The sequence below is a fragment of the Pseudoalteromonas apostichopi genome (assembly GCF_030297135.1).
GTDB classification, from domain to species: Bacteria; Pseudomonadota; Gammaproteobacteria; order Enterobacterales; family Alteromonadaceae; genus Pseudoalteromonas; species Pseudoalteromonas apostichopi.
This window is the reverse complement of the sequence record NZ_AP028065.1, coordinates 318,409-336,163: the sequence shown is the minus strand read 5'-3', so window position 1 is coordinate 336,163 and position 17,755 is coordinate 318,409. Positions and strand designations below refer to the sequence as shown.

Sequence of the window (17,755 nt, the reverse complement as noted above, 5' to 3'; positions counted from 1 at the left end):
TGTTCATAATCTAAACGCAAGTTTTACCCGTTCGATATTTGTTACAAATCATGTAAATGAATAGGTACATGAGTGTGCTAGAGAGTTTTTAAACGAAAAAACCAGCGCAATTTGCGCTGGTTTGGTTTTTCATAACAATTGGAATTGTTTTGCTAGCTTAAGCGGCGTCTGCTTTTTTATCGCTCTCGCCGCGGGCTACCTTACCGGCAACTAAGTCCGCTGGGTCAAAGTCGTCAACGTTAATAACATCAAGACGGGCTTTCTCAACAGCAGCTAATTTGTCGGCTTCAGCTTGGCTTAAAATACCTGCTTCAAGGCCCATTTGCGCTACTTTATCAAGCTGGAAGAAAGGCAGTTTCACGCCTTTTTCACGGCATACCTTGTCAAACAAAGGCTCAACTTCAAGAATGTCTTTAAGCGTTTGCTCCTGACGACCCACAAGGTTAAGCGGCTCGTTTTTAAGGTAAATGTAGTTAGCTAAACGGTTACGAGTTTCGCTTGGTACTTGTAATAAGTGAGCAAGTTTGTGCTCAAGCTTATCTGTAGGCTTACGAACTGGACGACCGAATGGGAATAACATGATTTTTAGCATCGCACGAAGTGGGGCAGATGGCATGTTGTTAATTAAGTCAGCTAGTGCACGTTGGCAGTGGTAAAGGTGATCTTGGCAGCTCCATTGAACAAGCGCAAAATCTTCTTTTTTACGGCCTTCGTCGTTGTAACGTTTAAGTGTTGCAGATACAAGGTATAAGTAGCTTAGTAAGTCACCTAAACGTGCAGAGATACGCTCTTTACGTTTTAATGAACCACCAAATACCGCCATGCTGATATCTGACATTAATGCTAACGATGCACTGAAACGTGACGCAACACGATAAAACTCAGCGGTTTCATCTTTGTACGGCGTACTCGTAAAACGTGCATTTGTAAATGCTAACCACTTAGTGCGAACAAGGTTCGAAATAGTAAAGCCAACGTGACCCATTAACGCTTTATCGAATACTGCAAGGGCTTCTTCGCGGTCTTCAATTGCACAAGCACCTAGCTCAGTTAACACAAATGGATGACAACGAATTGCACCTTGACCATAGATGATCATGTTACGTGTTAAGATATTTGCACCTTCAACGGTAATCGCAATTGGCGCACCTTGGTAGCCACGACCTAAATAGTTGTTTGGACCAAGCATGATGCCTTTACCACCGTGAACATCCATGCCGTGAATAGTCGCTTCACGCATTTGCTCAGTTAAGTGGTATTTAATAATTGCAGATACAACCGATGGTTTTTCACCAAGGTCAACAGCCCCTGTAGACATACTAACTGCAGCATCAGAGCTATATGCGTAACCTGCAAGTTTTGCCATTGATTCTTCAACACCTTCCATTTGACCAATTGGTAAACGGAATTGACGACGAATACGGCTGTAAGAGCCTGTTGCAAGCGCGATTGTTTTTATGCCACCTGTAGAGTTAGACGGCAATGTGATTGCACGACCAACAGATAAACATTCAACAAGCATACGCCAGCCTTGACCTGCCATTTTCGGGCCACCAATGATGTAATCAAGTGGTACAAAGATATCTTTACCGCGAGTAGGACCATTTTGGAATGGTACGTTTAGCGGGAAGTGACGACGGCCAATTTCTACTCCCGGAGTATCTGTTGGGATCAGCGCACAGGTAATACCAGGTTCTTTGTCATCACCTAGTAAACCGTCAGGATCTTGCAATTTAAATGCAAGGCCAAGTACAGTTGCAACAGGAGCAAGAGTAATATAACGCTTGTTCCATGTTAGGCTGATACCAACAACTTCTTCACCGTTCCATTGACCTTTACAAACAACACCGTAATCAGGAATTGCACTTGCGTCAGAACCTGCTTCTGGTGAGGTTAGCGCAAAACATGGAATTTCTTGACCACTCGCTAAGCGTGGTAAGTAATGATCTTTTTGCTCTTTAGTACCATAGTGCTGAAGTAATTCGCCCGGACCTAATGAGTTAGGTACACCTACGATAGAAGATAGCAACGTTGATTTACTTGTTAGTTTTTGCAGTACACATGATTGTGCATAGGCAGAAAACTCTAAACCGCCGTATTCTTTTTTGATGATCATGGCAAAGAACTTATTATCTTTTAGATATTGCCAAACATCTTGCGGTAAATCAGTTAGTTCGTGAGTTGCGTGCCAGTCATCTAGCATACTACACACTTCTTCAACAGGACCATCAATAAATGCTTGTTCTTCGATAGTCAGTTTAGGAGCTGGGTATTGGTGTAATTTGTTCCAGTCAGGACGACCACAAAACAGATCCGCTTCCCACCACGTAGTACCGGCATCGATTGCTGATTTTTCAGTATCCGACATAGTCGGTGTTACTTTTTTGAAAGCAGCAAAAATAGGTTTAATGATGTATTGTTGACGAACGCCAGTCACAGAAAGTGGCACAGCGATAAGTAAGAATAGTAGCCAACTAATTGCGCCAAACGCGCCAGCAAATGTGCCAACAAGTAAAGTCGCAATGGTAATACCTAAGCAGGTATTCCAGCTTGCTCTGTGGTAACTCGCAATACTAAGCAGCACGAGTAAACCAAGTAAAAATATGAGAGTCATTGATTATTCCTTAATAGAGGTCAGACCACCTCTTTTAGAGTAGCGCTAGAAAAGCGAATTATCAAGAGCAGAACAGAGATTAAAACAGTCTGTTCAGTGAGTTTTATTCATTTAAAAATGACTATCAGTGCAAAAAGATTTACAGCAAATTAGAAATTGTTGAGTAATTACTGATAATCATCGCCGCTAAAACAGCTATTAGTTGTGAATTGCTCAGATAGTTCTGAAAATCTCAGCATAGCAGTTGCCATCTTTAGCGCTATGTTTAACAATGAGCGCAGGCAGGGATCAGCCCATCATGCCTTTCCTTCGATTAGTTTTATAGGTTAAGAGTTCTATGTGTGAGTTGCTTGGCATGTCGGCCAATGTACCAACGGATATTTGTTTCAGTTTTTCAGGATTATTAGAGCGGGGTGGTAATACTGGCCCACATAAAGATGGCTGGGGCATCACCTTTTATGAAGGTAAAGGCTGTCGTACATTTAAAGATCCAGAGCCAAGTTGCCAATCAGAAATTGCTAAACTCGTTAAAGCGTATCCAATAAAAAGTATTTCGGTGATAAGTCATATTCGCCAAGGTAATCGTGGCCGTGTATGTCTTGAAAACACTCATCCATTTACCCGAGAGTTGTGGGGACGCGAAATTACCTATGCTCACAACGGGCAATTATCGAATTATCATGATTTAAAGCCAGATTATTATCGGCCAGTGGGTAATACCGACAGTGAGCTAGCGTTTTGTTGGTTGCTCGATAAAATTCGCGAAAAATACCCTAAGCGCCCATCAAATATGGCATCTGTATTTCGTTATGCTGCTAAGCTTGCTCACACACTGCGTGAAAAAGGCGTATTTAACATGCTACTTACCGATGGTGTTTATGTTTTAGCTTATTGTACCAATAACTTACATTGGATCACTCGTCGAGCACCGTTTGGTAAAGCAACATTAATTGATGCTGATATGGTGGTCGATTTTCAAAAAGAAACCACACCGAATGATGTGGTTACTGTCATTGCGACAAGACCACTCACCAATGACGAGCGCTGGCAAAAAATGGAACCGGGTGAGTTTGCACTGTTTAAAATGGGCGAAAAAATCTAAAAAAGAATGAAGCGCTATTAGGGCGCTTCTTTACTTTCTTCATTTGTTAACGAGACTGGCGTGGTCACAGTGAATGAATTAAGTTGCACTTCAAATTGTTCTACCCCTTTTTCACCTTTCCACATACGAACTAACATGTAGTCCATTTCAGGAGCAAACCAAGCTAGCGCTTGACGCTTATCGTTATCGTATAAACGTTTTACTTTAATGGCTTCTACATTACCAATTGGCAGCGAAATCATTTCTGTGCCCACAACTTCAAAGTCGTAATTTCGCAGATTACCTTTTTTATCAATCAATGGATACGATAATTGCGTTTTGCCTTGTTTTAGTTCTTCGCGAACTTGTACTTGATAAGACAGTGAATCTTGAAAATCATCAGACCAATCAATTTTAAGTGGGTATTTACTTTGATTGCTTTGCACTTGCTTTTGAGTTGAATCAAATTTTAAGCTGTATTCTTTATCAGGCCCTGTTCCCGAGCGCTCCATAGTGTAACTTACTGGAGAGATTTTGTGATCATGATAAGTAAACATTGATGTTTCTTTTCGTGAGTCCGAAAAAATCATCCATTCGATTTCACTGTGATAAGTGATCACGTAATTACCGTCTGCGGCTCTTTTAAGCTCGCGGACTGCTTTACCATGGGTTTCGCCTTTACGAAGTACATCGTATTCTGCTTGGTATTGAGTGAGGTCGCCAGCTAAAACACTGGTAGGAAGTAATAAAGTGCCCACACAAGCAAGTAGGGCACTTAGATTTTTATTCTGGGTAGTGCGCGCCGTGTGCAGGAAGTTTCTTTTCGTCAAAAACTGCATAATCTGCTTCCATCTTGAGTCGTTGTTCACTGAACCACTTGACCACCAATGGATAGATTATATGTTCTTGCTGATGAACACGTTGTGCGAGTGTCTCTGCGGTATCGCTTTCGAGTACCGGAACTTTGGCTTGAAGAACAACGGGACCGCCGTCTAGCTCTTCTGTGACAAAGTGAACACTAACACCATGAACGTCATCTTTTGCATCTATCGCTCGTTGGTGGGTATTCAGCCCTTGGTACTTAGGCAACAAAGAAGGGTGAATGTTCAACATTTTTCCCTTAAATTTTTGCACTAAGCTAGGAGTAAGAATACGCATAAAACCAGCTAATACAACTAGATTTGGTTCAAAATTGTCAATAATGTCCATTAACTCAGCATCATAGGCCTCGCGCGAGTCAAAATCTTTATGGCTAAGTACACGAGTTTGTATACCTGCATTTTTTGCTCGCTCAAGGCCATAGGCGTCGGCTTTATTACTAATTACAGCGGCGATTTCGGCCTTAATTTCACCACGCGCACACGCGTCAATGATGGCTTGAAGGTTAGAACCGCTACCAGAAATTAATACAACAAGACGACAAGGGGTCATTAGTCACGACCACCTAAAATTTCTACTTGCTCTTCGCCTGCTTTCGCATCTTGGATCTCACCGATATGCCATGCATTTTCGCCAAGATCTTTAAGAATTGTTAAGCTTTGCTCAAGTTTGTCAGCTGGAACAACTAATACCATGCCTACACCACAGTTGAATGTACGGTACATTTCGTGTGTTGTGATGTTGCCGTTTTCTTGTAACCAGTTGAAAACTACAGGCCATTCCCAGCTGTCGCCTTTGATTACTGCTTTTGCAGACTCAGGAAGTACGCGCGGGATGTTTTCCCAGAAGCCACCACCTGTGATGTGAGATAACGCGTGTACATCAACTTGCTTGAATAGCTCAAGTAATTGTTTAACGTAGATGCGAGTTGGCTCTAAAAGGTGATCGCCAAGTGCTTTGCCTTCAAGTTCAGCGCTTGTGTCTGCGCCAGATACTTCAAGGACTTTACGAATTAATGAGAAACCGTTTGAATGAGGACCACTTGATGCAAGTGCGATTAATTGGTCGCCTGCAGCAACTTTAGTACCGTCGATAATTTTTGATTTTTCTACCACACCAGTACAGAAACCAGCCATGTCATAGTCTTCGCCGTCGTACATACCTGGCATTTCAGCAGTTTCACCACCGATTAATGCACAGCCAGAAAGCTCACAGCCTTTACCAATACCTGTTACAACATCAGCCGCAGTATCTACGTCTAATTTACCAGTTGCATAGTAATCAAGGAAAAATAGTGGCTCTGCACCTTGTACAATAAGGTCGTTTACACACATAGCAACAAGGTCGATACCCACTGTGTCGTGCTTTTTAAGATCGATTGCTAAACGTAGTTTTGTACCAACACCGTCTGTGCCAGCAACCAGTACAGGCTCTTTATAGCCAGTTGGTAGTTCGCAAAGTGCGCCAAAACCACCGATACCGCCCATTACTTCAGGACGTCTGGTTTTTTTAACTACGCCTTTAATACGCTCAACAAGTGCATTACCGGCATCGATATCTACGCCCGCGTCTTTATAGCTAAGAGACTGTTTTTGTTCGCTCACAGGTTTTCCTCAAAAAAGTTGCATGTGGGTTGCTTAGAAACGCGCGTATTTTACAACAATTGCAATGGCGCGGCTAGTTGAAAAATCACTTTAACCGACTTGACAAGGACAGTTGTCCGGTTTTTTTTGCTTTCAAGTTACAAGGCTAAAGTATCAAGCAAATGACCCTTCAGCCTTGTAACTGATATTTGTTAAGCTTTCGCGGTTAAAATAGCGCGAAGAGGGGCTGGGTAACCTTCGATGGTTTTGCTGGTGTCATTTGGGTCTAAAAAGTCGACTAATGATTCGTTTTCCATCCACTGGGTTTTGCGTTGTTCTTCAAGCGTTGTGATTGCGCAGTCTTTTACTTGCACATCTTTAAAACCAACGCGCTCCATCCATAGTTTTAATGCGGCGGTGCTTGGGATAAACCATACATTACGCATTTTCGCATAACGGTCGGTTGGCACTAAAACTGTGTGTTCGTCACCTTCAACAACCAAAGTTTCAAGAACTAACTCACCCCCTGGGCGAAGCTGTGCTTTTAATTGTGCTAAAAAGTCGATAGGTGAACGACGGTGATATAAAACACCCATCGAAAATACTGTATCGAATGCTTTTAGCTCTGGCAGGGCTTCTACACCTAGCGGCAATAAGTGCACGTTGTCATCTTGATGATAATGCTTTATCGCTTGGAATTGGCATAAGAACAAATCGGATGGATCAATGCCCACTACAAAATTAGCGCCTTCACCGCGCATGCGCCACAAGTGATAACCTGAGCCACAGCCAATATCAAGCACAGTGCGGCCTTTTAACGGTTCGATATGAGGCAGTAAACGATCCCATTTCCAATCACTGCGCCACTCAGTATCAATCTCGATACCGTGTAAGCTGAATGGTCCTTTACGCCATGGCATCATGCGCTTTAATAAATGCGTTAACTGTTTTTGCTGGCCTTCAGATAGCTCATCACCGGTGCCAATTTGTACTTTATCCTGAAGGTTCACATGGTTTGTGCTTACCTCAGGTAAGTTTTTCAGCACTTTTTGCCATTTTGGTAAATCACCGTGGCTAGCTTCTAGTTCCCAGTGCTTTAATTGGCCAGGCAAAGTTTCGAGCCAGTGGCTAAGCGGGCTTTGTGCAATCGCAGCGTAAAATTGGTTAAACCATTGAGACATGAAATACTCTTTATATCGTTGTGATGATTACTTGATTGCAATCATCGAGCAGAAGTTAAAACATTGATACCACACTTGCGTTTGGCTAAAACCAATTTCACTTAATCGGTTTAAGTGGGTAGATAAATGATCAGGGCGCATGACATTTTCGATAGCCGTGCGCTTTTGGCTGATCTCCAGTTCTGAATAGCCGTTGTGACGTTTAAAATCATGGTGCAAATCAATGAGCAAATTATCGCATTGCTCATTTTCACCTCTAATTTTTTCGCTAAGCAGCAAAACGCCGCCAGGTTTTAAATTTGCATAAATCTTTTCAAGCACTGCTTGGCGCTTTTCAGGTGGAATAAACTGTAGTGTAAAGTTCATCGCTACCACAGAAGCATTCTCGATTGCTAAATCGTTTATATCACCCAGCGTGACAGTGACCGGCACGTCAGAGCGAAAACCTTGTAAATGTAATTTACAGCGTTCAACCATCGCTTCTGAGTTATCGACGGCAATAATATTACAGTTATCGGTGCGAATATTACGGCGCATACTTAACGTTACAGCACCAAGTGAACAGCCTAGGTCGTATAGGTTTGAATTACTTTGCGCGTACTCGCCAGCCAGTTTACCTATGGTGCTAACAATGGTTGCGTAACCCGGCACCGAACGCTGGATCATATCAGGGAAAACTTCTACTACATGTTGGTCAAAGCTAAAGTCTTTAACCGCTTGCTCAGTGGCATAAATACTGTCTTTTTGCGTCACGTGAACAGTCTCTTTAAAAAATAATACCGCTATTTTAGCATTTTTAACTGGATAGTCAGTGATAAATTCAGTAGCTTGGCTAGAATTATCAATAACAAGTACAAAAAAGAGAAGTTTAATGACAAAAAGCAAAGTGATCAGTACAGAAGATATCTTATCAACTCTGTGTCATTCAGTGACTGGAGTTCTGTCTTCAGCAAGTGGTAACGGTATTAGTTATTCTGCTATGGTTCAAAAAATCACCCGCACCTGTATGCGCCCAGATATTGGCTGTTTTGTATTGTTCGATGGTGGCTTTACCGGTCTTGTGGTAACAAACTTCACAGCGCAAGCAGCCATGGAAATTTACCATGATTACATGCGTAACATGGGTATGCCAGAAGACGAAATTGCACAAAGCCATTTATCAGATGATGTGGCGAACGTACTCGGAGAGCTGATGAACCAAATCGTTGGTGACTTTACTTCAAAAGTACGTGACCAGCTGCATACTTCTATCACGCAAAACCAACCTAAGATGATGGCAATTAACAAGCAGGTGCAAATCTCTGTTGATACTACCATGGATAGACCGCAAGCACGCCGTGTGACATTCACCACAGCTAAGCAAAATATCTTCTATCTTGAGCTGGCAATGGATAAAACTGAATTCATCAAGCTACATGACTTTGATATTTCAGAAGCCGTTGACCCAGATGACATCATTGAGAACGAAGCTAAACAAAAAGCTGAAAAGCAAAAAGCATCATCACAAGCAGACGATGCAGATGATGATTTTATGGCAGAACTTGGTTTGTAACCCAACGACTTGAGCTGTCAGCCATCAGCTTTCAGCCATCAGATAATATAGAGGCGCGGGTCAGACCGCGCTTTTTTGTGTTTAAAATGCTAAACACTCAGTGCTTTATATTAAGCTTATTGCAACTGTAAAATTCAATTGAGGGCACTAAACTCGGAGTTTGAAATATGGTTTTGCAGCTTTTATTAAGTTAATGTTTTGGTGCGTTATACATAAATTAAATAACTGAAATAACTCAATAGGCAGTTGAATTGAAATTTAATCACATATACCAAGATATTATTGTCGATGAAGTGAAGTTAAAACGCACTGGGAATGAGTTTCAAGTGTTTGTGACATTCCAAGCTCAATCAGAGACTTTATATGTTGTACTTAATGGAGTCCGAGAGACTGATAATATTTCCGATTTGTTAGAAGCAAAACAACTTTGGCTCGAATATACCGAATCTAATCAAGCTGAGTATGGCAAATTTACCCTAGGTATTTCACATGAGAGTTATACGGAAATTTGTTTTGACTCATTAGCTTAAAGGTCTTTTAAGCTATATTGGTATGAACAAAATATATATCCATGTTAGCAATTACTTACATTCTTTTTTGAGGGAAATCGTGCTGCAAGAATTAGAACATTGGAGAAGTTCAAAATCTAAAATTTTGACAACTGAAAAATTCAAGATTGTTATTTCTGCTCAATTGGGTGAGCCAATTAAAGCTCAATACATTGAAATTAAAGGCAATGACCTTATAGCAAGAGCAACACTTTGGGAAAATGGTAATCTTGTATTAAAAGCAATTAGTTGTCAGTCTGGTAGGCAGGTAATTTTAAAACAGCTGAATTCATGTGAGGTATGGCAAATTGACGATGAACTTAACTGGTGGTTGAGTGAAATTGTTATTTACGACCCCTCATAATCGATGCAGTTGAGTAACTAGTCTTGGTTTACAGCTTAAAGCTGAACTTAAAGCTCCTTTTAAAGCCTACATTCATCCAATTTATGCTTTACTCATTAAGCCTTAAATGGATTTGATGATTGCATGAATTACTTAAAAAACTTTATAACTAAATTTGTTTTCATGATGCAGAAGCGGCCGGGGTTGATGGCTGTGTTGGCTTTTTGCAGTGGTGTGGCAAGTTTTGTCTTTGTTGAGCGAAAAGAATCGTTTTCGCAGCTTATCTCTATTTTGTTATTAGTTACTTGGTTGTGGTTGTTAATAGATAACTGGCTAAGAGATAAAGTCGAGGAGCGTTTTGGTGTGGCGGTGTCGCCCAACGTGATGCGCTTTGCGCTGCAAGTTGTGCAGCAAGAAAGTTTGTTTTTTGCCTTACCATTTTTCTTGGCGGTGACAACTTGGGACCATGGTCAGGCCGCGTTTACCGCTTTAATTATACTTTGTGCGTTCGTTTCTGTTGTTGATCCCCTCTATTACAAAAAGCTTGCAAGGCACAGTGTCTGGTTTAGTGTGTTTCATAGCTTTTCTTTATTTGTCGTGCTGTCGGTTACCTTACCTATTTTATTAAAGTTAACGACCAGCCAGAGTTTTGAAATTGCGCTGATCACGGCTGTTATTTTAACGATTCCAAGTCTTGGCAATTTGATGCCAAATGCGAAATGGTGGCGTTTCCCACTGTTGGTGTTATTGCTTTGCGCTTTAAGTGCTGGGCTTTGGCAATTACGTAGCTTTGTGCCACCTGCGGCACTGCGTTTAACCGATATGAGCATGTCGCATCAGCTTGATGAACAAGCCCGTAAACCGCTTGCACCAATTACAGAGCTCAATGAGCAGAGCTTGCATGGAAAAGGTTTATATAGTTTTAGTGCGGTAAAAGCCCCTCGAGGTTTAGATGAAAAAATCTTCCATGTATGGGTACATAATCGTAAAGAAGTTGACCGCATAGCCTTGGATATTTCTGGTGGTCGTAAAGAGGGCTATCGAGCGTGGAGCCATAAAACGAATTTCCCTGCTAATGCTGCAGGAAAATGGGTCGTTAAAGTGGTTACCGAGTCAGGTCAGCTGATAGGACAGAAAAGGTTTGAGGTAATTGAAGTCTAGCTGTCAGCTTTCAGCCGTCAGTTTTTAGCTGATTGAGATGGAGGATAGTTATTAGTGTTTTTGAACAACAATAGCTTAACATTCATTCCTCAGGTTTTATGTTTTTAGCTGATAGCTTTAGTACGGATTTTTCCCTTCACCTACCAACACACTGAATATTCTCAAATCCAGTTCTAGTTGATGGTATTGCGGTTCCATGTGGCAGCAAAGTTGATAGAAGGCTTTGTTGTGGTCTTTTTCTTTAAAATGAGCCAGCTCGTGTACGACGAGTGCTTTGAGAAGTGGTTCAGGTGCGCGAAGTAGATCGCTATTAATGGCAAGGTCGTGTTTTCGGGTTTTACCTTGCATACGGAAAGTATGGGTGCCTAAGGCATTTGTGACCATATCGCCTTGTTTTTTGAACGCGGCACGGCCAAATGGCAGGGCATTTTTAAGGTAACGCTTTTTCAATTCAGTGGCGTAATTGTATAAAGCTTTATCGCTGGTAATGCTATGTGCATCTGGGTATTTGCTTTTTAGGTATTTGGCAGCTCTGTCACCCTTAAATAACTGTAACACTTGCTCAATGATATGGGGCGGGTAACCTTGAAAATAACGGCTGTAATCTTTCATCTTTTCTCTAATAAATCGGGCGCTAAAATAAACTGCTTTGGCTTGCTTCGCGTTCACCTAAAAACGGCGCAAGCACGGGGTGATTGTAACCTAAATCTTGGCAAAACTGTCTTGCTAAAAGTGGTGACTGGCGATTATCTGCGGTATGGAAAAACAAATAGGGTGATTTTCCTTCATCAAGCCATTGCTTTACTTTTTTCAGCCATGGCTGGTAATACGACTTGTATTCATGTTCAAGACTGGCAATCACAAAGCGCAGCATTGGCTGATTTCCTGTTGCAATGGCATGCACAGGTAAATAAGGCTTTTTCTTTTGCGCATCAATGAGTGCATCGGTATCGGCGGGAACAGCAAATAAAGCGCGGGTATCCATGCTGATGCGGTCTATATTGTTTTCAATTAATAGCTGATTTAAACGAATTTCAGCATCATCTTTATTAAAAAAGCCTGGGTGACGTACTTCTACACCGTAACTAAGTTGCTTGGGGAGTTGTGCAATAAAATTAGCAAGCAGTGGCAGTGCTTCTGGTCCAAAGGCGCGGGGTAGCTGCAACATGACTTGCCCCGTTTTAGCAAAGATTGGCTCAAATAAGTTTAGCCATGCATTAAGTTCATTATTTATATTTGTCAGTTGTAATTCGTGACTAAAACGACGATGAAACTTAAAAGTAAATTTAAAATCTTCGGGTACCGCATCATGCCAGCGCACTAATGACTCATGACTTGGGTCAGCATAAAAACTGGTGTTGCCCTCAACTGAGTTAAAGCATTGCGCATACTCACTGAGCATGTCGGCACTTTTACAGTGGCTAGAGAGCAAATTTCCTTTCCATGCGGTGCTAGACCACTGCGGACAACCTAAGTACAGCATTAAATCAACCAATAAATTTAAGTTATGCCTAGTGTAACAAAAGAAATGTTTGCTCAGAAGTCGGGGTGTATATTTAGCCCCCGACAGGCACTGCTGGCACTCGCATTTTGAGATGGTTTGGGTATAATGCTCTGCCTTAAATGATTACTTTGTATAGTGGCTTTTGCTCTCAAAATAGCGAACTCTTAAGAGCAGGCGGCTATAAGTCTTTAACTGACAGGAATACTATGCGCTCTATATATTGCGGACAGCTAAATAAATCTCACGTAGATCAAGAAGTTGAACTATGTGGTTGGATCAACAAACGCCGTGACCTTGGTGGCCTTATCTTCGTCGATTTACGTGACAGAGAAGGTTTAGTACAAGTTGTTTTTGATCCTGAAGTAGAAGGATTAATGGATACTGCGAATAAACTACGTCAAGAGTTTTGTGTGCAGTTAAAAGGTGTTGTTCGCGCACGCCCTGAAAGCCAAGTAAATAAAGACATGGCAACAGGTGAAGTTGAAATTTTAGGCACAAGCTTAACTATCATCAACCGTTCAGAGCCATTACCACTTGATTTTAATCAGCAAAACTCTGAAGAGCGCCGCTTAAAATACCGTTACCTAGATTTACGTCGTCTTGAAATGAGCGACCGTATCAAACTTCGTGCAAAAGCGAGCAGCTTTGTGCGTCGTTTCTTGGATGACAACGGTTTCTTAGATATCGAAACACCGGTACTAACAAAAGCAACACCAGAGGGTGCGCGTGACTACTTAGTACCTAGCCGTGTTCATAAAGGTAGCTTCTACGCTTTACCTCAGTCGCCACAGTTATTTAAGCAATTATTAATGATGTCGGGCTTTGACCGTTACTATCAAATTGTTAAATGTTTCCGTGACGAAGACTTACGTGCAGACCGTCAGCCAGAATTCACACAAATCGATTTAGAGACGTCATTCATGAGCTCTGATGAAGTGCGTGCAATGACAGAGAAAATGATTACAGAAATGTGGCAATCATTATTAGACGTTGACTTAGGCGACTTCCCAGTGATGCCATACAGCGAAGCAATGCGTTTATATGGTTCTGATAAACCAGACCTACGTAACCCAATGCAGCTTGTTGACGTTGCTGATTTAGTAAAAGACGTTGAGTTTAAAGTATTCTCAGGTCCTGCTAATGACGAAAAAGGCCGTGTTGCAGTATTAACTGTACCAGGCGGTGCTGAGCTTTCTCGTAAACAAATCGACGATTACACTAAATTCATCGGTATCTATGGTGCGAAAGGTCTAGCTTGGATGAAAGTGAACGACCGTGCTGCGGGCGTTGAAGGTGTGCAATCACCAATCGCTAAATTCTTAAACGAAGAGGTGATCAACCAATTACTTGAGCGTACTAATGCGCAATCTGGTGATATCATTTTATTCGGTGCTGATAAGCGCAACGTTGTAAACGAAGCAATGGGTGCACTACGTCTTAAGATTGGTGTTGATTTAGGCATTACTGATCTTGATAGCTGGAAACCTTTATGGGTTGTTGACTTCCCAATGTTCGAAGAAGACGACGAAGGTACATTGCATGCGGTTCACCACCCATTCACTGCACCGAAAGGTATTTCTGCCCAAGAGCTTGAAGCAAACCCAGCTGCAGCATTATCAGATGCATACGACATGGTATTAAATGGCTACGAAGTTGGTGGTGGTTCGGTACGTATTCACAATGCCGATATGCAAGAAACAGCATTCAGAATCTTAGGTATTGATGCACAAGAGCAACAAGACAAGTTTGGTTTCTTACTTGATGCACTTAAGTACGGTACACCTCCGCATGCGGGTCTTGCGTTTGGTCTTGACCGTTTAGTTATGCTGTTATGTGGTACTGACAACATTCGTGACGTGATTGCTTTCCCTAAAACAACGCAAGCATCATGTTTATTAACAGATGCACCAAGCAAAGCAAATGCAGATGCATTAACTGAGCTAGCAATTAATGTTGTAGCGAAAGACGCTGAATAATTCATAATAAACTGAATTATAAGACTTAATGAATAATAACCCTAAGGTATATGCCTTAGGGTTTTTTTGTGCTTAAATGAATATTTAGTATGTTCTTCAAGGAGAGAAAATGAATATCAATGCAACTTTAATCGGCCAAATAATTGTTATTTTAATCCCTGTGTTTGCCGCTATCAGCTATTACTTAGGCAAGCGTAAAACCTCAACACCAATCGTGGTGGCCGTTATTGGTGGATTATTAGCGCTTATTCCCTTGTTTGGTCTTATTTTTATTGCAGTTCTTGCGCTTAAACAAGATATTGAGACCACCGCGTGATCGTAAGCCACTCGCTTTATTTTGAACACACCTTTGAAGTAAACCTAGAAGACCAAACATTTTCGCATTGCGAATTTGAGCAATGTGAATTTATCGACTGTGACTTTAGCAATAGTCAGTTTGAAAACTGCCGGTTTATAGAGTGTGAGTTTAAAAACTGTAATTTAGCTGCGCTTGGGCTTAGATACACCTCACTCGAAGAAGTGAACTTTAAACAGTGTAAATTAACCAGTGTACGCTTTACTGATGTTGATTGGCCGCTACTCGCTAGCCGTGCTCCAGTGAGTTTTATTGGCTGTGAGCTTAGCCACAGCAGCTTTTTTGAGCTTAGCTTAAAAGCTTTAAAAATGCGTAGCTGTTTTGCCAAAGATGTTGATTTTAGACATGCAGATTTATCTTCTGCTGATTTTACTGATACTGATTTTCGTGACAGCTTGTTTCAACAAACCAATCTCAGTAAAGCTAATTTTATAGGTGCTAGTCACTTTGCTATTGATATAACAGCTAACAATATCAGTAAGGCCAAATTTGAACGTTATGCCGCTTTGGATTTATTAGCAGGGCTCGACATCGAGCTGGTGGATTAAAGTTAAGGAAAGTTATGGATTTAAGCCCCATCACCTTGCAAGGTCAATTTGTTAAATTAGTACCGTTAACGCTTGAGCACCGTGATGCTTTAGTAAGCGCCGCTTCAGATGGAAAGCTTTGGGACCTGTGGTTTACCTCGGTGCCCAATGAAGAGCGTGTGGACGATTATCTAACTATGGCGTTTGAGCAACAGTCACTTGGTCGCGCATTACCATTTGCTGTCATCGATAAACACACTGATGAGGTGATAGGCTCAACTCGCTTTTGTAATATTGACAGTAAAAATCGCCGTTTAGAAATTGGCTATACCTGGTATGCCAAGCGTTTTCAGCGTACTGGGGTTAATACTGAATGTAAAAAACTGCTGCTGAGTTATGCATTTGAAACGCTTAATGTGATTGCTGTTGAGTTTCGTACCCATTGGCATAATCAGGCTTCGCGCAATGCCATTGCTCGCTTAGGAGCAAAACAAGATGGGGTTCTTCGTAATCACCAAATAATGGCCGATGGATGTGTACGCGACACCGTGGTGTTTTCAATTATTGATGGTGAGTGGCCGATGGTTAAACGCAGCTTAGAATTCAAATTAGAGAAGTCATAGCATGTTAAATATTAAAAAGGCGGCGCTAATGCTCGCGTTAACCCTTAGCGGACAGACAGCCTTTGCTAATCAAACAGAGATACTGTTTGATACACAGCGAGCTCGCCATATTCCGGTGACCATTACAGTAGCCGATAGCAAATGCACGATAAAGAAAAAATGCCCAGTGGCGTTTATTGGGGCAGGCTATGGTATGGCGCATACAGACTATCAATTTGCCCAGCAGGCCTTCCATCAGCATGGTTATTTAACGGTTGAAGTTGCTCATGAGTTAAAAGGCGATCCGAGTTTAAACCCTGAGCCACCATACATGACCACACGCATGGAAAACTGGCACCGTGGTGTACAAACCCTTGAGTTTTTAGCCGTAGAACTTGCAAAGCGTTATGCTGAGTATGACTTTAATCAGCTCACTTTATTTGGTCATTCAAATGGGGGTGATATTGCAGCATTATATGCCGCTATTTATCCCGCTAAGGTTTCTAAATTGATCACCCTCGATCATCGTCGTATGCTGACCCCAAGGAACAAAAATATTGCTGTACTGACACTACGTGGTAGCGATTACCCAGCAGATGACAACGTATTGCTTACGCAGCAAGAACTCGCTGTATACCCAGTGACGCAAATTAAGCTTAAAGATTCGCGCCATAACGATATGTATGATGGTGGCCCAGAAGCGCTTGTCGCACGTATGAGTAAAGAACTTAATACGTTTTTGGCACGTTTTTGATGCTCAGTTAAAACTGAGCATCAATATCGCTGCGAAAATTAAAATAGCCCATCTCGACAAGGTTGTTATACACACCCTCAATATTCAGTGGTAGCCATTGCTGGTACATTTTTAAATGGCTGTATTGGGGCAAGCTTATTTCTTTTTGTAAGGTAGCAAGGTTTTTACCTTTTAACATGCCATTGCGAACGGCAGTGTGTAAGTCTTCAATGTAGTGTAAGTAAGAGACAACATCATCGCGGTTGCCTGTATCAGCATGGCCACCTATAAATGCAGCAAACGCAGGTTCATTTAACACGGCTTTGGTTGAATGCAGCATGCCGTTAATATCGTAACCAATCAGATTTTTATATGGCATGCGGCCAAGTACAATCCAATCAACAACATAAAGTACATTGGCAGGCATAAAGCGCATACTGACATTACCACGGCCATTATTTGGCCCATAGTAATTAAGCTGCACGTAGCTATCACCTAAATCGACTTTGAGTGTATCGGTAAAAGTAAGATCAGGCAGGGCAGTAGGCACTTTATTCAATTTAAGGTCCTCAGCTGCAAACTGATGAGCGACGACAGTTGTGTTGGTATCGATTAGCTCATTACCGCCCATCGCATGGTCAACATGGCTATGGCTGTATAGCATGTATTTGATATCTGCGTTAAAGGTTTTCTTTATATAGCGTTTTAAGTATTTTGCGGCATCGCTATTAATAGGATCCGTTACCAAGGCAAGGTTATCATCAATCATAAAAGCACTATGATAATGGCCGGCAGTAAAGCGATATACATTATCTTTAATATTTTCGACTTTATAGTTTGCTTGCACAGCTGAGATGACCGGATTGGTAACGAGTATGAGCGCACTGAAAAGTAAAATTTGCAGCCTTGTGAACATAAGCGATCCTTTCGTGTTGAAACGTGTCTTATTAACCATATCAAAGTTTATGTAATAGTACGCATTATACTACTTAAAGGCTTAGTTGATCTGTATCAAACTTAAGGAGCTAAGCTAGGCAGGGGCGGACATAAGTCCTTATGTTTTTGCTTGTGTTTCTCTATTCTCGCGAAGCGCTATAATGAAGAAATGCTATGCTT

Annotated in this window: 19 protein-coding genes; 10 read left to right on the top strand and 9 right to left on the bottom strand. The window is 41.6% G+C overall.

Features of this window, described 5'->3' with window-relative positions; all coding sequences use genetic code 11:
• Nucleotides 1–157: 157 nt before the first annotated feature.
• Nucleotides 158–2,614, bottom strand: a complete 2,457-nt coding sequence (fadE, locus tag QUE86_RS01425; RefSeq protein WP_130051220.1) for an acyl-CoA dehydrogenase FadE — start codon at nucleotides 2,612–2,614, stop codon at nucleotides 158–160.
• A gap of 337 nt (nucleotides 2,615–2,951) precedes the next feature.
• Here fadE and QUE86_RS01420 point away from each other — a divergent pair, with 337 nt between their 5' ends.
• Complete coding sequence (locus tag QUE86_RS01420) at nucleotides 2,952–3,716, top strand: class II glutamine amidotransferase (protein WP_138599717.1); 765 nt, start codon at nucleotides 2,952–2,954, stop codon at nucleotides 3,714–3,716.
• A 17-nt stretch (nucleotides 3,717–3,733) separates the two neighbouring features.
• Here the strand turns inward: QUE86_RS01420 and QUE86_RS01415 are convergent, their stop codons facing one another.
• From QUE86_RS01415 to cmoA, 5 genes are all read right to left on the bottom strand, one after another.
• Nucleotides 3,734–4,534, bottom strand: a complete 801-nt coding sequence (locus QUE86_RS01415) for a DUF3108 domain-containing protein (protein WP_130051222.1) — start codon at nucleotides 4,532–4,534, stop codon at nucleotides 3,734–3,736.
• Nucleotides 4,479–5,126 (bottom strand): phosphoribosylglycinamide formyltransferase, encoded by a 648-nt coding sequence (purN, locus tag QUE86_RS01410; protein ID WP_130051223.1) that lies wholly within the window; start codon nucleotides 5,124–5,126, stop codon nucleotides 4,479–4,481. Before purN ends, QUE86_RS01415 begins: the two co-directional genes overlap by 56 nt.
• Nucleotides 5,126–6,178, bottom strand: a complete 1,053-nt coding sequence (gene purM, locus QUE86_RS01405) for a phosphoribosylformylglycinamidine cyclo-ligase (RefSeq protein WP_130051224.1) — start codon at nucleotides 6,176–6,178, stop codon at nucleotides 5,126–5,128. Before purM ends, purN begins: the two co-directional genes overlap by 1 nt.
• Nucleotides 6,179–6,369: 191 nt before the next feature.
• Nucleotides 6,370–7,338, bottom strand: coding sequence for a tRNA 5-methoxyuridine(34)/uridine 5-oxyacetic acid(34) synthase CmoB (gene cmoB, locus QUE86_RS01400; protein ID WP_130051225.1), 969 nt, complete (start codon nucleotides 7,336–7,338; stop codon nucleotides 6,370–6,372).
• Nucleotides 7,339–7,365: 27 nt separating this feature from the next.
• Nucleotides 7,366–8,091, bottom strand: coding sequence for a carboxy-S-adenosyl-L-methionine synthase CmoA (gene cmoA, locus QUE86_RS01395; protein ID WP_063706202.1), 726 nt, complete (start codon nucleotides 8,089–8,091; stop codon nucleotides 7,366–7,368).
• A 118-nt stretch (nucleotides 8,092–8,209) separates the two neighbouring features.
• Here cmoA and QUE86_RS01390 point away from each other — a divergent pair, with 118 nt between their 5' ends.
• From QUE86_RS01390 to QUE86_RS01375, 4 genes are all read left to right on the top strand, one after another.
• On the top strand, nucleotides 8,210–8,890 hold the full coding sequence (locus QUE86_RS01390) for a DUF3334 family protein (RefSeq protein ID WP_063705977.1): 681 nt from the start codon (nucleotides 8,210–8,212) through the stop codon (nucleotides 8,888–8,890).
• Between the two features lie 251 nt (nucleotides 8,891–9,141).
• A complete protein-coding gene (locus QUE86_RS01385) occupies nucleotides 9,142–9,420 on the top strand; it encodes a hypothetical protein (protein ID WP_256854828.1) in 279 nt (92 codons plus the stop codon).
• A 79-nt stretch (nucleotides 9,421–9,499) separates the two neighbouring features.
• Entirely contained in the window at nucleotides 9,500–9,802 is a 303-nt protein-coding gene (locus tag QUE86_RS01380) for an immunity protein TriTu family protein (RefSeq protein WP_256854829.1), read from the top strand.
• Nucleotides 9,803–9,925: 123 nt separating this feature from the next.
• Nucleotides 9,926–10,942 (top strand): DUF5924 family protein, encoded by a 1,017-nt coding sequence (locus QUE86_RS01375; RefSeq protein WP_256854830.1) that lies wholly within the window; start codon nucleotides 9,926–9,928, stop codon nucleotides 10,940–10,942.
• Nucleotides 10,943–11,059: 117 nt separating this feature from the next.
• Here the strand turns inward: QUE86_RS01375 and QUE86_RS01370 are convergent, their stop codons facing one another.
• Both QUE86_RS01370 and QUE86_RS01365 read right to left on the bottom strand, forming a co-directional pair.
• On the bottom strand, nucleotides 11,060–11,554 hold the full coding sequence (locus tag QUE86_RS01370) for a M48 metallopeptidase family protein (protein ID WP_130051226.1): 495 nt from the start codon (nucleotides 11,552–11,554) through the stop codon (nucleotides 11,060–11,062).
• A gap of 22 nt (nucleotides 11,555–11,576) precedes the next feature.
• Nucleotides 11,577–12,425 carry a DUF72 domain-containing protein gene (locus QUE86_RS01365; RefSeq protein ID WP_286258743.1) on the bottom strand — a complete coding sequence of 283 codons (849 nt, stop codon included), beginning with the start codon at nucleotides 12,423–12,425 and terminating at the stop codon, nucleotides 11,577–11,579.
• A gap of 227 nt (nucleotides 12,426–12,652) precedes the next feature.
• On the opposite strand from QUE86_RS01365, the gene aspS reads away from it, so the two are divergent.
• The 5 genes from aspS (at nucleotide 12,653) to QUE86_RS01340 (ending at nucleotide 16,660) form a co-directional block, all read left to right on the top strand.
• The gene (aspS, locus tag QUE86_RS01360) at nucleotides 12,653–14,422 is read left to right on the top strand and encodes an aspartate--tRNA ligase (RefSeq protein ID WP_286258741.1); all 1,770 of its coding nucleotides are present in this window, start codon (nucleotides 12,653–12,655) and stop codon (nucleotides 14,420–14,422) included.
• Nucleotides 14,423–14,531: 109 nt separating this feature from the next.
• Nucleotides 14,532–14,738, top strand: a complete 207-nt coding sequence (locus QUE86_RS01355; RefSeq protein ID WP_058585269.1) for a hypothetical protein — start codon at nucleotides 14,532–14,534, stop codon at nucleotides 14,736–14,738.
• Nucleotides 14,735–15,325, top strand: a complete 591-nt coding sequence (locus QUE86_RS01350) for a pentapeptide repeat-containing protein (RefSeq protein ID WP_434784467.1) — start codon at nucleotides 14,735–14,737, stop codon at nucleotides 15,323–15,325. The genes QUE86_RS01355 and QUE86_RS01350 overlap by 4 nt, the downstream gene beginning before the upstream one ends.
• Before the next feature lie 14 nt (nucleotides 15,326–15,339).
• A complete protein-coding gene (locus tag QUE86_RS01345; RefSeq protein WP_250661013.1) occupies nucleotides 15,340–15,927 on the top strand; it encodes a GNAT family N-acetyltransferase in 588 nt (195 codons plus the stop codon).
• Between the two features lie 28 nt (nucleotides 15,928–15,955).
• A complete protein-coding gene (locus tag QUE86_RS01340) occupies nucleotides 15,956–16,660 on the top strand; it encodes an alpha/beta fold hydrolase (protein ID WP_372799662.1) in 705 nt (234 codons plus the stop codon).
• Between the two features lie 7 nt (nucleotides 16,661–16,667).
• On the opposite strand, the gene QUE86_RS01335 is transcribed toward QUE86_RS01340, so the two are convergent.
• Nucleotides 16,668–17,555 carry an MBL fold metallo-hydrolase gene (locus tag QUE86_RS01335; protein WP_286258734.1) on the bottom strand — a complete coding sequence of 296 codons (888 nt, stop codon included), beginning with the start codon at nucleotides 17,553–17,555 and terminating at the stop codon, nucleotides 16,668–16,670.
• Nucleotides 17,556–17,755 lie beyond the last annotated feature (200 nt).